The following is a 13182-nucleotide window of genomic DNA, read 5'->3' as shown; positions in this document are numbered from 1 at the left end:
AACGCCCTCAGTCGTGGCCGATGTAGAACAACAACTCACGCCGCTGCGGATGATCCTTGAGCCAGGCGCGGATCTCGTCGGCACGGGCGATGGCCTCTTCGCCGGCGATGCGGCTGAAGCGCTCGCGTCGTGCCTGTTCGCTGGCCTCCTGCCGTACCTGGCGCTGCCAGGCGTCGGTGAAGATCGCCGGCATGCGCTGGCTCAGCTCTAGGGCCTTGAGCAGTTGCCATTCGCCGCTGTCCAGCCAGGCCTCATCGCACGTGCCGCACAGGTCGAGACGATTGGCTCGGGTGCCGCTGATCTGAAACTTGCTCATCAGCTTGGCGCACTTGGGGCAACTCAGGGCATGACTGGTTTCGCCCACTTCAGCCTCAGCGGCCAGTTCGCTTGGCGTCTCTTGCGCTGGCTGACGCTCGGCCCAGTCGCGGTAGTGCAGCAGGCTGACCAGCGTGCCTTGGCACTGTGCGCAGCCATGGCCGAGCAGGCCATCTTCGAGTTTTGCCGGTTGCAGGCGAGTGGTGCGGCAGGCGGGGCAATGCATGGTGACGTCCTTTTCATCTGAAGAGAGCGAACGCTAATGCAGAGCCGACGCATGGGCAAGTCACTGTGCTGAGAAGCACGTGGCAGATAAGCTAAGCTCTGTCTCCCGAAGCTGGAGTCGCCATGATCAACCTGTTCGATGTGTTCCTGCTGATGCTGTTCGCCGCTGCCTGCGCCTGGCTATGGCGCGGCCACGGTATTCGCGAGCGTGCGCTGGCCTTCGCCAAGCAGCACTGCGCCAAGCTCGACGTGGAGCTGCTCGATGGCGCCGTAGCATTGCGTCGTCTGGCCATCCAGCGTGATGCCAAAGGCCATCGTCGCCTGGCGCGACTCTATGACTTCGAGTTCACCGTCACCGGTGAGCAACGACTGCGCGGACATATCAGCATGTTCGGCCCACACCTCGGCCGCATAGAACTGCAGCCCCACCCGATATTGGAGCCGCAGCCCGAACCGGTTGCAGTGCAACAACCAGGCAACGTCATTCGCCTGGAAGACTGGCGGCGCAAGGCGCAATAGCGCCTGCCCGATTCAGCCGCGCTGCAGCAGGAAAGCGGCCACGCGCTCGGCGCTGTCCGCCGGCTGCTCCTGCATGAAACAGTGCCCACCCGGCACCACCTGACTGCGCACATGGGCGTTGCCCGCGCACCAACGCGCCACGGACTTGGCAACGAAGGGATAGGTGTGCACACCGTGAATCACCTCGGTCGGCGTCGTCACCTTGGCCAGCGACGGCCACAAGCGCCGCGGGAAAGAGCCGAAGATATCGGCCTCACGGCTTGGCCGGCACTTGAGCTCGACACCGCCCTCGACATCCTTCAGCGCATGCTCAATATAGGCGTCGAACGCTGCCTCATCCCAACCACGGAACATGCCACGGCCATGTAACGCGGCGTGCGCACTGGCGCGGTCAGTCCATTGCCGGCGGCGCTTGTGCGCCTTCTTCGCCATGCCGGTGCGCTGCGCTAGGCCGACCACGTCGGACAATGCCATCACCCCGATCATCGCCGGGCTGAACAGCACCGGGTCAAGCAACACCGCACGCCGGAACAGCTCGGGATGGCGCGCCAGAATCAGGCTGGTGAGCACGCCGCCGAAGCTGTGCCCGAGGGCGAAGCGCGGCACATCGCCGAACGGCCCGCTCAACGCCTCGAACGCCTCCACCGCCAGCTCGGCGCTGCGGTTCCAGCCATGGAAGCGGCCGCCATGATCGCTGTCGCCATGGCCCTGCACGTCGCACAGCCAGAGATCGAAGTCCTCGACCAACGCGGCCAGCATTGGTGTGTAGACGCGCCCGCAATAGCCATTGCCGTGCAGAAAATGCAGCAACGGCTTGCCAGACGGGGGCGTGTGCCAGCCGCGCAGGGTGAAGCCGGCAGAGGTGTCGTAAGACCAGGGCAGCAGTTGCATGAAGGTTATCCACAGCGACGAGGGCGCGGCGAGTTTATCAGCCCACTGCCGGGATTCGGCACACAGCGAACGAAGCGCTTAGCGTTTCGGCGTCCTGCGCCTGATCGAAGATCAATTCCAGGCGCGAGTCCTTACGCCATTCGCTCGGGGACCAGGCCTCCAGCGTTTGCCCCTGCAAGGCATTCAACGAGTGCCAGCCTTCGCCGCCGTGCAGCACGGCCTTGGCCCTGCGCCAATCCATACGTTGCAACCACTGGCTCACCTGCGCGAGATCGAAACGCTGGCTGGGGTGCCAGCACCAGCCAATGCTCCAGCCCTCTGCCTGATCCTGCACCTGACAGATCGGCTCCGCGACATTGCGCCAGATCTGCGCCAGGCCCACCGCAGCTGTGGGTAGCTCGGCACTCGCCTCAACGGGCGAAGCCTGAGCCGCCAGGCCCGGCAGCAAGGCCAGGTCGAGCCGGCCCTGCGCGGTCCAGTACAACGGCACGGGCGGCAGATCGGTAGCAATCCGCGCTCGCGCCTCGGCGCCCAAGCCTTCGCTCTTGTTCAACAGCAGCAAGCCGGCCTCATCCAGCGCCTGACGCTGCACGTCCGGCAGCGGCTGACCGCTAGCCAGTGCGGCAGCATCCAGCACCATCAGTGCCGGTTGCACGGCCAGCACGCCTAGCCAGGGCGGCTGACGCAACTGCGCCAGCAACTGCGCCGGATGCCCCAAGCCGGATGGCTCGATCAGCAGGCGATCAGGCCTGGCCTTGCGCAGCAGGCGGCCAAGACCCACCTGAAACGGCGCACCGTTGACGCAGCACAGGCAGCCGCCGGCCACTTCGGCCATGGCGATACCGTCGTCGCCTTGCTCGAGCAAGGCGGCGTCCAGACCGATCTGGCCGAATTCGTTGATCAGCACCGCCCAGCGCTCGCCCGCTGGTTTTTGCGCCAGCAGATGACGGATCAGCGTGGTCTTGCCGGCGCCGAGCGGGCCGGCGATGAGGTGGGTAGGGATTTGACTGAGCATGAATTTATGTTCGGTGGTTCGCCAGACAAGTGCCAGCACAGACTGCAAAGAAGCAGCATGTTAGATTCGCCGGCAGTTTTTCGGGAGTCGAAACGATGCGTGCATGGCTGTTGCTGTTTTCCCTGCTGCCGGGCCTGGCCCTGGCCGAAGCTTGCGTGGTGCACAGCCAGGCCGAACGCCTGGACGTGAAGGTCTGCCAGGAGAATCGCAACATCCCCACCACGCTATTTCGCGACGGTTTCTGCCAGCCGCAGCTGCAAGGCCAGACGGTCGAGGTGGAGTTCGTCGAGCAGTGCCCCGAGGGTGCCCACGGCGTCTGCCAGAACGCACGCGCCGGCAGCGGTATGTACCTGCAGGATATCCACTACTACGGCGTGGCCAGCGACGCGTTGTACCTGGAGCCTGCCTGCAAGACGCAATATCAGGGCACATGGATCAAGCCCTGACATCAAAGCGTCATCCAACAAGCGCCTAATGACCTCGGGTACCTCACGTAACCCTCATGTCGAGTCACGCGTCGACATGATCTCTTGGTGCTTAAGGCCGGGGCAGTCGCTCCGGCCTATTTTTTGGTGATGTCCCATTGCAGTGGATAGCGTCTCGTAGGAGCCGCGCCCCGCGGCGAATGGTGTTCACACCGCAATTCTTCCTGAACAACCACGGCCGCTTCGCCCCGAGGCGGGGCTCCTACTGTTGCCTGCGGGCACTGCTATGGCTGGCGAATAACCCGGATGCAATCCGGGACGCTGGCGCACTGCAGCCTACGTAACGCCCCTGTAGGAGCCTGCTTGCGGGCGATATTCAGGCCAGCCAATCCAGGGTCAACAACAGACGTCGCTCACCCACTGGCGGCTGCGGGGAGCGGTGGATCAATCCGCGCCCTTCGTTGCCATGCCATTTCTCGCCCTTGGCCAACGCCACATGGCCGGCCTCCAGGCGCTGAATCAACGCTTCGTCCTGCGGCTCGGCACCCGGTTGACCGAGCTTGCTGCGCGGCATCGCGCCCTCCTCCAGCCAATCGCTGCCGACACCGGCATAGCTGGTGATCAACCGTACCGGCACGTGGTCGACGTGAAAGCGCGGGCACATGGCCTTGTCCAGCGCGCGCAGGCGCAGGCCGATGCGCTGGGCGTCGAGCAGGCAGGCATAGGCCCGCACCAGCCAGGCCACGTCGGCGAGGAAGGCCGCCTGACCCGGCAGATCGGCGTACTGCGCCACCAAGCCATCGAGATTCGGCTCGCTGTCCGCGCGCGGCAGTTCCAGGGTCATGGACTGCGCCAGCGGCTCACCTTGCGCCAGCAACGCGTCGGCGAAGTCGGCGATCTGCGCCGGCAGGCGACGCTGCCAGACGGCCAGGTTGACGCCGTCGTGCAGCACCTCACCAAGCACCTGGATATCCTCGCCCAGCACCTGCCGGGACAGGTACGGCAACTGCAGGGCGAACATCAGGCGGCCTCCTGCTGCCAGGCACCGAAGGGGTCAGCGAGCAGGCACCAGGCATCCGGGCCGCCGGCCATTTCCTCATCGGTAAGCAGGCAGTCGTCCAGCTCACGCACCAGTCGCGGGAAGTCGATGTTCTGGCCAATGAACACCAGCTCCTGGCGGCAATCACCGACTTCAGCGCTCCAGTGCTTCATGATCGTCTGCAGACCTTCCTCGTCCTGCGGCCAGTGCTGCTTGGGCACGAAGCGCCACCAGCGCCCGGCCAGCCCATGGCGCATCAGGCCGCCAGCCTGCGACCAACTGCCGGCCTCCTGGTATTTGCTGGCCAGCCAGAAAAAGCCCTTGGAGCGCAGCAGGCGGCCATTCGTCCACTCACGCGAGAGGAAGTCGAAGAAGCGCTGCGGATGAAACGGCCGGCGCGCACGGTAAGCGCTGGAGGCAATGCCGTATTCCTCGGTTTCCGGCACATGCTCGCCGCGCAGCTCCTTGAGCCAGCCCGGCGCCTGCGAGGCGCGGTCGAAGTCGAAGCGGCCGGTGTCGAGGATCTTGTCCAGGGCGATCTGGCCCATGCTCATGGCCTGAATGTCGGCGTGGGTGTTGAGCCCACGGAGGATGGCCATCAGCTCCTCGCGCTCGGCCTGGCTGATCAGGTCGATCTTGCTGATGAGGATGACATCGGCGAACTCCACCTGCTCGATCAGCAGGTCGGTGATCGAGCGTTCGTCCTCCTCGCCCAGGGTTTCGCCCCGGCTGGCCAGGCTGTCGGCCTCATGGAAATCGCGTAGGAAGTTCACCCCGTCGACCACGGTGACCATGGTGTCCAGCCGCGCCAGGTCGGACAGGCTGCGGCCCTGCTCGTCGCGGAAGGTGAAGGTCTCGGCCACCGGCAGCGGCTCGCTGATGCCGGTGGATTCGATCAGCAGATAGTCGAAGCGACCTTCGCTGGCCAGGCGGCTGACCTCGTCGAGCAGATCTTCGCGCAGGGTGCAGCAGATACAGCCGTTGCTCATCTCCACCAGCTTCTCTTCGGCGCGGTTGAGGCTGACGTCTTGCTGGACGGTGGCACCGTCGATGTTGATTTCGCTCATGTCGTTGACGATCACGGCGACCTTGCGGCCTTCACGGTTCTTCAGCACATGGTTGAGCAGGGTGCTCTTGCCGGCGCCAAGAAAGCCGGACAGCACAGTAACGGGTAGACGCTGATTCATGGGGTGTTCCTCGTTCAGTCACGGTCACGCTGATGTTTTTCGCGCTGCTCCTGACGCTCCTTGGCTTCGATGCTCAGGGTCGCGGTCGGGCGCAGCAGCAGGCGTTTCAGGCCGATGGGCTCGCCGGTCTCGGCGCACCAGCCGTATTCGCCACGCGCCAGGCGTTCGAGCGCCTGGTCGATCTTGTCCAGCAGCTTCTTTTCCCGCTCCAGCAGGCGCAGCTGCCACTGGCGCTGCTCCTCGGCGGCGCCGATATCGGCGACATCGCTGCTGATTTCGGGTTGGCGCAGCTCGGTGAATTCCTCCTCGATGCGCGCCTGCAACTCGGCTCGCTGGGTCAGCAGCAGCTCGCGAAAGAACTGCTGCTGGGCGTCGTTCATGTAGTCGTCGGCTGGCTGGGCCAACAGTTCGGCTTCGGTGGTCGCGGTCAGGGTCATGGCAAATCGGCTGGCTTGTTTCAACTGTTATAACATAACATTTATTTCTGACCGCTACCCACGGATTTACGATGAACGAACAGCCTCTGCCGGATATTGCCGCCCAAGCCACCCACCATGACCTGCCGCTGGACTGGGTCGGCATGGCCGGCATCGCCCTGCCCATTCGTCTGGCGGACGCCGCCGTGACCGCCAGCGTCGATATCGGCGTAAGCCTCGACGATGCCGGCGCGCGCGGCATCCACATGTCGCGCCTGTACCTGGCGGCGCAGCGTCTGGTGCATCAGCCATTGAACGTGCCGGCAGTGCTGCAGGTGCTGGACGACTGCCTGAGCAGCCACCAGGAGCTGTCCGACAGCGCCACCCTGACTCTGCGCGGCGAGGTACCACTCAAGCGTCCGGCGCTGGTCAGCCCGTTGAACGGTTGGAAGGGCTACCCCTTCGAACTGCGCGCCCGGCAGGACGGCCGCGGAGTGAACATCGAGTTGCAGGTCGAGGTCAGCTACTCGTCCACCTGCCCTTGCTCGGCAGCACTGGCAAGGCAGTTGATCCAGCAACGCTTCGCCTGGGACTTTCCCGATCAGCAGGTGGATTACTCCAGCGTGCTCGACTGGCTCGGCTCGACCCAGGGTATCGTCGCCACGCCGCACAGCCAGCGCAGTACGGCGACCCTGCAACTGCGCCTGGCACCAGGCTGTGTCGAACTGCCCGTACTGGAGTTGATCGACAGTGCCGAGCAGGCCCTCGGCACGCCGGTACAGACCGCGGTGAAGCGTGCCGACGAACAGGCCTTCGCCCTCGCCAACGGGCAGAACTTGATGTTCTGCGAAGACGCCGCACGCCGCCTGCACCGCGCCCTGCGCCAGTTGCCGCAGGCCAGCGCCTTCCACCTCAAGGTCGTCCATGCGGAAAGCCTGCACGCCCACGACGCGGTGGCGCACAGCCGCTGGAACTGGAGTTGAGCCATGACTGCCGACGCCTTCTGGTTGCAGCTGGAATCCGCCGACGCCGGCCACGCCGTGGCGCTTGACGAGGCCCTGGCGGCCATCGCCTGGAACGACGCCGGGCTGATCCCAGTGATCGCCCAGCGCCACGACAGCGGCGAGGTGCTGATGCTGGCCTGGATGAATCGCAGCGCGCTGCAGGAAACCCTGGCCAGCGGCCAGGTCTGCTACTGGTCGCGCTCGCGCCAACAACTGTGGCGCAAGGGTGAAACCAGCGGCCATCGCCAGCGCTTGCTCAGCGCGCACCTCGATTGCGACGGTGACGCCCTGCTACTCAAGGTCGAGCAACTCGGCCCGGCCTGCCATACCGGCCGACCCAACTGTTTCTATAACGATCTCGACGGCGAACAGCTGCGCGTGGCCGTGAGCGGCCCAGCATGAAGCGCCTGGCCATCGCCCTGGTGCGTTTCTACCAGTACCTGATCAGCCCGCTGCTCGGGCCGCGCTGCCGCTTTCACCCCAGTTGCTCGCACTACGCCGTCGAGGCACTGGAAAAGCATGGCCTGCTACGCGGCCTGTGGCTGAGCCTGCGCCGGCTGCTGCGCTGTCACCCCTGGCATCCGGGCGGCTACGACCCTGTGCCCGAACCCTCGCCCAAGGAGCAACCATGATCCGCAAGAATCCGTCCGGCCACCTGCCGGTCATCGCCGAGTCCGCCTACGTCGACAAGACCGCCATCATCTGCGGCAAGGTGATCATCCACGACAACGTCTTCGTCGGCCCCTATGCGGTGATCCGCGCCGACGAGGTGGACGCCAGCGGCGACATGCAGCCCATCGTCATCGGCGCCAACTCCAACATCCAGGACGGCGTGGTGATCCACTCCAAGTCCGGCGCGGCGGTGACTATCGGCGAGCACACATCCATCGCCCACCGCTCGATCATCCACGGCCCGTGCAGCGTCGGTAACCGCGTGTTCATCGGTTTCAACAGCGTGCTGTTCAACTGCGCCGTCGGCGACGGCTGCGTGGTGCGGCACAACGCCGTGGTCGACGGCTGCGACCTGCCGGCAGGCTTCCACGTCACCTCCACCCAACGTATCGGACCGAAGACTGACCTGGCCAGCCTGCCGCGCGTCAGCGTCTCGGCCAGCGAGTTCTCCGAGGACGTGGCCCGCACCAACATCGACCTGGTGCGGGGCTACAAAGCCCTGCAGAACGAGTTCTGAGCGTGCTGATCCGTAACGCCCGCCTGGTCAACGAGGGCCGCGTGTTCGAGGCCGACCTACGCATCCGCCACGGGCGCATCGACGCCATCGCCGGCAGCCTCGCCCACCAGCCCGGCGAGGACCTGCTCGACGCCGCCGGGCACTACCTGCTGCCGGGCATGATCGATGACCAGGTGCACTTTCGCGACCCCGGCGCGCCGCACAAGGGCAGCTTCGCCAGCGAGTCGCAGGCGGCAGTGGCCGGCGGTATCACCAGCGTCATGGACATGCCCAACACCAACCCGCCGACCCTGACGCTGGAAGCCCTGGCGGCCAAGGAACAACGCGCCGCCAGCTGCTCGAAGGTCAACTACGGCTTTCACTTCGGCGTCAGCCACGACAACCTCGACACCGTCGCCGCGCTCGACCCTAACCGCGTGGCGGCGGTGAAAGTGTTCATGGGCGCCAGCACCGGCAACATGCTGGTCGACGACCTGCCAGCGCTGGAACGGCTGTTCCGCGACTGCCCGACCATTTTGCTCACCCACTGCGAATACACCCCGCGCATCCGCGAACGCGAGGCGCAGTGGCAGGCGCAATATGGCGATGACATCCCGGCCGGCGAACACCCAGCGATCCGCGACGCCGAAGCCTGCTACCAGTCCTCTAGCCTGGCCGTGAGTCTGGCGCGCCGCTACGGCACCCAACTGCATGTGCTGCACCTGACCACGGCCCACGAGCTGAGCCTGTTCCAGTCTGGCCCGCTAGCCGGCAAGCAGATCACCGCGGAGGTTTGTGCCCATCATCTGTACTTCGATGAGCGCGACTACGCGCAGCTCGGCCACCTGATCAAGTGCAACCCGGCGATCAAGACCCAGGCCGACCGCGACGCCCTGCGCCAGGCGCTGCTCTGCGGGCGCCTGGACATCATCGGCACCGATCATGCGCCGCATACCTGGGAGGAAAAGCAGCGCCCCTATATGCAGGCGCCATCCGGCCTGCCGCTGGTGCAGCACGCCCTGCCGTCATTGCTGGAGCTGGTGGCCGACGACCTACTGCCCCTGCCCATGCTGGTGGAAAAGACCAGCCACGCCGTAGCCGAACGTTTCGCCATCGAGCAGCGCGGCTACCTGCGCGAAGGCTACTGGGCCGACCTGACCCTGGTCGAACGCCTGACCGAGCCACGCCCGGTGGCGGCCGACCCGATCCTCGCCCACTGCGGCTGGACGCCGTTCCAAGGGCGAGCCTTCCGCCATGCCGTGCGCAGCACCTTCGTCTCCGGGCAACTGGCCTGGCACGCCGGCCAGGTGCAGGACGACTGCCAGGGCTTGCCACTGCGATATCGGCGCGAATGACAGAACCTGTGTGGCCGCTTTTGTAGGGTGGGTCGGGCCGCGCAGGTTAGCGGCGCATAGGCATGGTGACAGGTCTCACCACGCAATCCGAGCGCCGCGTAACCCACCATGCGGTCTACAGATTTCACCTTCAACCGAACCTGATTAGAGACCCCTTATGCCCAGCATCACCCTGCCCGACGGCAATCAGCGTCACTATGCCCAGCCCCTGAGCGTCGCCGAGGTGGCCGCCGATATCGGCCCCGGCCTGGCCAAGGCCGCGTTGGCCGGTTGTCTCGATGGCCGCCTAGTGGACACCAGCACGCTGATCGAAAACGACGCCCAACTCAGCCTGATCACCGCCCGCGACTCACAGGGCCTGGAGCTGCTGCGCCACTCCTGCGCGCACCTGCTGGCCATGGCGGTCAAGCAACTGTACCCGAGCGCCCAGGTGACCATCGGCCCTGTGATCGAGGACGGCTTCTACTACGACTTCGCCTTCGAGCGCCCCTTCACCCCGGATGACCTGGCGCTGATCGAGACGCGCATGCACGCGCTGGCCGCCGCCGACCTACCGGTCAGCCGCCGCGAACTGCCGCGTGACGCCGCCATTGCCCACTTTGCAGCGCAGGGCGAACACTACAAGGCCGAGCTGATCCGCGACATCCCCGAAGGCGAGGTACTGTCGCTTTACCGCCAGGGCGACTTCGAAGACCTCTGCCGTGGCCCACATATACCGCGCACCGGCCATCTGCAGGCGTTCAAACTGACCAAGGTGGCCGGCGCCTACTGGCGCGGCGATGCGAAGAACGCCGCGCTGCAACGCATCTACGGCACCTGCTGGGCCACGCCGAAGGAGCTCAAGGCCTACCTCACTCTCCTGGAAGAAGCCGGCAAGCGCGACCACCGCAAGCTCGGCACCCAGCTCGACCTGTTCCACTTCGACGACTGCGCCCCCGGCTCGGTGTTCTGGTACCCCAAGGGCTGGACCCTGTTCCAGCAGTTGATCGGTTACATGCGCCAGCGCCAGGACGCCGCCGGCTACGTCGAGGTCAACACCCCGGACGTGATGGACCGCAGCCTGTGGGAAACCTCCGGGCACTGGTTCAACTACCGCGAGGCCATGTTCACCACCACCACCGAGGACGAACGTGTATTCGCCCTCAAACCGATGAACTGCCCTGGTGCCGTGGCGCTCTACGCCCGCGGCCTGAAGAGCTACCGCGACCTGCCGCTGCGCATGGCCGAGTTCGGCAAGGTGCACCGCTACGAGCCATCCGGCGCCCTGCACGGCCTGCTGCGCGTGCGCCACTTCACCCAGGACGACGCTCACATCTTCTGCACCGCCGCGCAGATGGAGCAGGAGTGTGCCGACACCATCGCCCTGGTGTTCGCCATCTACCGTGACTTCGGCTTCGACGATGTCGCAGTGAAACTCTCCACCCGCCCGGCCAACCGCATCGGCAGCGATGCCACCTGGGACCAGCTGGAAGGCGCGCTGTCCGGCGCCTTGCAACGGATGGGCATCGACTACCGGCTCAACCCCGGCGAAGGCGCGTTCTACGGGCCGAAACTGGAATACGTCCTGCGCGATGCGATCGGCCGTGACTGGCAGTGCGGCACCCTGCAGGTGGATCTCAACCTGCCAGAGCGCTTCGACATCAACTACGTCAACGAACAGGGCGAGCGCGAGCGCCCGGTGATGCTGCACCGTGCCCTGTTCGGCTCGCTGGAGCGCTTCACCGGCATCCTCATCGAGCACTACAGCGGCCTGTTCCCACTGTGGCTGGCGCCGCAGCAAGCCGCCGTGCTGACCATCTCCGAAGGGCAGAACGACTACGCCCGCCAGGTGCTGACGCGCCTCAAGCGCGCCGGTTTGCGTGCAGCGGCGGACCTGCGCAACGAGAAGATCGGCTACAAGATCCGTGAAGCCACCCTGCAGAAGGTGCCCTACCTGCTGGTGATCGGCGAGCAGGAGAAGGCCGAAGGTCGCGTCACCCTGCGCAGCCGTGCCGGTGACAACCTTGGCAGCCTGCCGTTGGATGAGCTGGTCGTACGCTTGAGCCAGGAGGCGCGCATGCCCGGCCAGGAGAACAGCCGGGGCTAGGGCCACGCCTTTGCCCTAGCGCGGCAGACGATAGGTGGTCGGCTTCCGATTAGACGCAGCGCTCAGCCGCAGCTAGCTTGAAAAAGCCAACTGCGAAGGTGAGCAACCATGAGCGACTGCAAACAGCACCAGAACCATGAACACCAACATCGACCGGGATGCGGTCACACCGCCATCGAGCACGACGGGCACGTCGACTACCTGCACGATGGGCATCTGCATCACATGCACGGTGATCATGTCGATGAGCACGTGCTACCGGTGAGCGGCGCAAACCCGCAGCGCTGCACGCCCCAGCACCAGTGCGCCGGGCACGCCGCCGACCACGTGCATGGCCCAGGCTGCGGCCACGAGGCCGTGCCGCATGGCGATCACGTGGACTACCTGGTGGACGGTCATCTGCACCATCCCCATGGCGACCACTGCGATGATCACGGGCCAGTCAAGCTGGTCAACTGAGCCCGCACAGCCTCACGCGCCAGGCGCCAGGCGAAGCCGTTGGCGGCATCAACTGCCCGGCTGCCTGCGCCGCAGCAGCACGAACAGCGCCACCGGTGCGCCGACTAGGCCGATCACCGCATTCAGATGCAGCACATGGCGGCTCCAGGGCAGATGGGTCACCAGGTCGGCCGCCAGGCCCAGCGCGGCGCCGAGCAGCACCGCACCCGGCATCAGCTGACGATGATCGCCCGTTCTCAACACCCCGCGTGCCACCTGCGCCGCCACCAGACCGAGAAACGCCACCGGTCCGCAGAACGCGGTCACCAGACCACATAACCAGGCGGCGATGAACAGTGCGCTGCGTCGTACCCGCTTGACCGACATCCCCATCGACGCCGCGTAGCGATCCCCCAGCAATAGCGCGTTGAGCGGCTTGCTCAGCACACCAAGCGCCAGCAGCCCGAGCAGCACGCCCGGTATCAGCAGGCGCAACTGCGCGACCGTGGCGCCGGCAAAACTGGCGTCATCCCAGACCTTGAAGGCCCGCGCCTGGTTCTCGTCGATGAAGTGCATCAACACACTGATCAGGCCCACGGCGAGATAACCGAACATCAACCCGGTGATCAGCAGGGTGATCGCATTCAACCGGCCAGACAGCAGCGCCAGCAGGCTCAGCAGCAGGGTCGAACCGGCCACCGAGGCCAGCGCCAGCCCGACGTTGCCCATCACTCCGAACTTGATCAGCAGGCTGTTGCCCGCCACGCCAGCCATGGTGACCAGCACCGCAGCGCCGAGGCGCGCGCTGTGCACGATGCCGAGCACGAACGGGTCGGCTAGCGGGTTGCGGAACAGGGTCTGCAACAGCAGCCCGGTCGCACCCAGCGCCGCACCGGAGAACAACGCGTTGAGTGCCCGCGGCATGCGGAACTCGAAGAGGATATTGGCCCACACCACGTCCACCTCGGCCCCCGCGATAGCGCCGACTACCGCCCTGAGCGGGATGCCCACCGCACCGACCGTCAGTTCAGCGACGAACAACGCCAGCACACACAGCAGCAACAACGAATAACGCAGCCAGGGCATGGGCCTGGGTTCA

The 13182-nt window shown here is 65.6% G+C and carries 16 protein-coding genes; 9 read left to right on the top strand and 7 right to left on the bottom strand.

Translation table 11 applies throughout. The features are described from left to right. Nucleotides 1-7 precede the first annotated feature (7 nt). Nucleotides 8-541 (bottom strand): zf-TFIIB domain-containing protein, encoded by a 534-nt coding sequence (locus RTH74_RS15825; protein WP_316915292.1) that lies wholly within the window; start codon nt 539-541, stop codon nt 8-10. 122 nt (nt 542-663) lie between these two features. Here RTH74_RS15825 and RTH74_RS15820 point away from each other — a divergent pair, with 122 nt between their 5' ends. Beyond that, nucleotides 664-1059 carry a DUF3301 domain-containing protein gene (locus tag RTH74_RS15820; RefSeq protein ID WP_099525138.1) on the top strand — a complete coding sequence of 132 codons (396 nt, stop codon included), beginning with the start codon at nt 664-666 and terminating at the stop codon, nt 1057-1059. A gap of 12 nt (nt 1060-1071) precedes the next feature. On the opposite strand, the gene RTH74_RS15815 is transcribed toward RTH74_RS15820, so the two are convergent. Further along, nucleotides 1072-1950, bottom strand: a complete 879-nt coding sequence (locus RTH74_RS15815; RefSeq protein WP_316915291.1) for an alpha/beta hydrolase — start codon at nt 1948-1950, stop codon at nt 1072-1074. A gap of 37 nt (nt 1951-1987) precedes the next feature. Next, the gene (locus tag RTH74_RS15810; protein WP_316915290.1) at nt 1988-2965 is read right to left on the bottom strand and encodes a CobW family GTP-binding protein; all 978 of its coding nucleotides are present in this window, start codon (nt 2963-2965) and stop codon (nt 1988-1990) included. Nucleotides 2966-3060: 95 nt separating this feature from the next. Between RTH74_RS15810 and RTH74_RS15805 the strand changes: the two genes are divergently transcribed. Further along, complete coding sequence (locus tag RTH74_RS15805) at nt 3061-3411, top strand: NADH:ubiquinone oxidoreductase (RefSeq protein ID WP_316915289.1); 351 nt, start codon at nt 3061-3063, stop codon at nt 3409-3411. 355 nt (nt 3412-3766) lie between these two features. On the opposite strand, the gene RTH74_RS15800 is transcribed toward RTH74_RS15805, so the two are convergent. Genes RTH74_RS15800 through dksA form a run of 3 tightly spaced genes read right to left on the bottom strand, consistent with a single transcriptional unit; the run spans nt 3767 to nt 6053 of the window. Continuing rightward, complete coding sequence (locus RTH74_RS15800) at nt 3767-4411, bottom strand: DUF1826 domain-containing protein (protein ID WP_316915288.1); 645 nt, start codon at nt 4409-4411, stop codon at nt 3767-3769. Continuing rightward, entirely contained in the window at nt 4411-5616 is a 1206-nt protein-coding gene (zigA, locus tag RTH74_RS15795) for a zinc metallochaperone GTPase ZigA (RefSeq protein ID WP_316915287.1), read from the bottom strand. Before zigA ends, RTH74_RS15800 begins: the two co-directional genes overlap by 1 nt. A gap of 14 nt (nt 5617-5630) precedes the next feature. Then, nucleotides 5631-6053 carry an RNA polymerase-binding protein DksA gene (dksA, locus tag RTH74_RS15790; protein ID WP_099525132.1) on the bottom strand — a complete coding sequence of 141 codons (423 nt, stop codon included), beginning with the start codon at nt 6051-6053 and terminating at the stop codon, nt 5631-5633. A gap of 71 nt (nt 6054-6124) precedes the next feature. Between dksA and folE2 the strand changes: the two genes are divergently transcribed. From folE2 to RTH74_RS15755, 7 genes are all read left to right on the top strand, one after another. Further along, nucleotides 6125-7015 (top strand): GTP cyclohydrolase FolE2, encoded by an 891-nt coding sequence (gene folE2 / locus RTH74_RS15785; RefSeq protein ID WP_316915286.1) that lies wholly within the window; start codon nt 6125-6127, stop codon nt 7013-7015. Nucleotides 7016-7018: 3 nt separating this feature from the next. Further along, a complete protein-coding gene (hisI, locus tag RTH74_RS15780) occupies nt 7019-7438 on the top strand; it encodes a phosphoribosyl-AMP cyclohydrolase (protein WP_316915285.1) in 420 nt (139 codons plus the stop codon). Further along, nucleotides 7435-7668: a membrane protein insertion efficiency factor YidD gene (gene yidD / locus RTH74_RS15775; protein ID WP_316915284.1), complete on the top strand. Its 234-nt coding sequence runs from the start codon at nt 7435-7437 to the stop codon at nt 7666-7668. The genes hisI and yidD overlap by 4 nt, the downstream gene beginning before the upstream one ends. Next, nucleotides 7665-8225 carry a carbonate dehydratase gene (locus RTH74_RS15770; protein WP_074938559.1) on the top strand — a complete coding sequence of 187 codons (561 nt, stop codon included), beginning with the start codon at nt 7665-7667 and terminating at the stop codon, nt 8223-8225. The genes yidD and RTH74_RS15770 overlap by 4 nt, the downstream gene beginning before the upstream one ends. Beyond that, entirely contained in the window at nt 8222-9559 is a 1338-nt protein-coding gene (locus tag RTH74_RS15765) for a dihydroorotase (RefSeq protein WP_420713168.1), read from the top strand. The genes RTH74_RS15770 and RTH74_RS15765 overlap by 4 nt, the downstream gene beginning before the upstream one ends. 157 nt (nt 9560-9716) lie before the next feature. Further along, nucleotides 9717-11645, top strand: a complete 1929-nt coding sequence (thrS, locus tag RTH74_RS15760) for a threonine--tRNA ligase (protein WP_316915282.1) — start codon at nt 9717-9719, stop codon at nt 11643-11645. Between the two features lie 108 nt (nt 11646-11753). Further along, complete coding sequence (locus tag RTH74_RS15755; RefSeq protein ID WP_316915281.1) at nt 11754-12104, top strand: hypothetical protein; 351 nt, start codon at nt 11754-11756, stop codon at nt 12102-12104. 48 nt (nt 12105-12152) lie between these two features. Here the strand turns inward: RTH74_RS15755 and RTH74_RS15750 are convergent, their stop codons facing one another. Continuing rightward, on the bottom strand, nt 12153-13169 hold the full coding sequence (locus RTH74_RS15750; RefSeq protein WP_316915280.1) for an iron ABC transporter permease: 1017 nt from the start codon (nt 13167-13169) through the stop codon (nt 12153-12155). Nucleotides 13170-13182: the final 13 nt, after the last annotated feature.

Source organism: Pseudomonas sp. zfem001, from assembly GCF_032621725.1.
Classification (GTDB): Bacteria; Pseudomonadota; Gammaproteobacteria; order Pseudomonadales; family Pseudomonadaceae; genus Aquipseudomonas; species Aquipseudomonas sediminis.
The sequence above is the reverse complement of the archived record's forward strand: the minus strand, read 5'-3'. Positions and strand labels throughout refer to the sequence as shown.

Coding starts and splice junctions, on each gene's coding strand:
- RTH74_RS15825 (WP_316915292.1), bottom strand. CDS start 541: ATGCATTGCCCCGCCTGCCGCACCACTCGCCTGCAACCGGCAAAACTC.
- RTH74_RS15820 (WP_099525138.1), top strand. CDS start 664: ATGATCAACCTGTTCGATGTGTTCCTGCTGATGCTGTTCGCCGCTGCC.
- RTH74_RS15815 (WP_316915291.1), bottom strand. CDS start 1,950: ATGCAACTGCTGCCCTGGTCTTACGACACCTCTGCCGGCTTCACCCTG.
- RTH74_RS15810 (WP_316915290.1), bottom strand. CDS start 2,965: ATGCTCAGTCAAATCCCTACCCACCTCATCGCCGGCCCGCTCGGCGCC.
- RTH74_RS15805 (WP_316915289.1), top strand. CDS start 3,061: ATGCGTGCATGGCTGTTGCTGTTTTCCCTGCTGCCGGGCCTGGCCCTG.
- RTH74_RS15800 (WP_316915288.1), bottom strand. CDS start 4,411: ATGTTCGCCCTGCAGTTGCCGTACCTGTCCCGGCAGGTGCTGGGCGAG.
- zigA (WP_316915287.1), bottom strand. CDS start 5,616: ATGAATCAGCGTCTACCCGTTACTGTGCTGTCCGGCTTTCTTGGCGCC.
- dksA (WP_099525132.1), bottom strand. CDS start 6,053: ATGACCCTGACCGCGACCACCGAAGCCGAACTGTTGGCCCAGCCAGCC.
- folE2 (WP_316915286.1), top strand. CDS start 6,125: ATGAACGAACAGCCTCTGCCGGATATTGCCGCCCAAGCCACCCACCAT.
- hisI (WP_316915285.1), top strand. CDS start 7,019: ATGACTGCCGACGCCTTCTGGTTGCAGCTGGAATCCGCCGACGCCGGC.
- yidD (WP_316915284.1), top strand. CDS start 7,435: ATGAAGCGCCTGGCCATCGCCCTGGTGCGTTTCTACCAGTACCTGATC.
- RTH74_RS15770 (WP_074938559.1), top strand. CDS start 7,665: ATGATCCGCAAGAATCCGTCCGGCCACCTGCCGGTCATCGCCGAGTCC.
- thrS (WP_316915282.1), top strand. CDS start 9,717: ATGCCCAGCATCACCCTGCCCGACGGCAATCAGCGTCACTATGCCCAG.
- RTH74_RS15755 (WP_316915281.1), top strand. CDS start 11,754: ATGAGCGACTGCAAACAGCACCAGAACCATGAACACCAACATCGACCG.
- RTH74_RS15750 (WP_316915280.1), bottom strand. CDS start 13,169: ATGCCCTGGCTGCGTTATTCGTTGTTGCTGCTGTGTGTGCTGGCGTTG.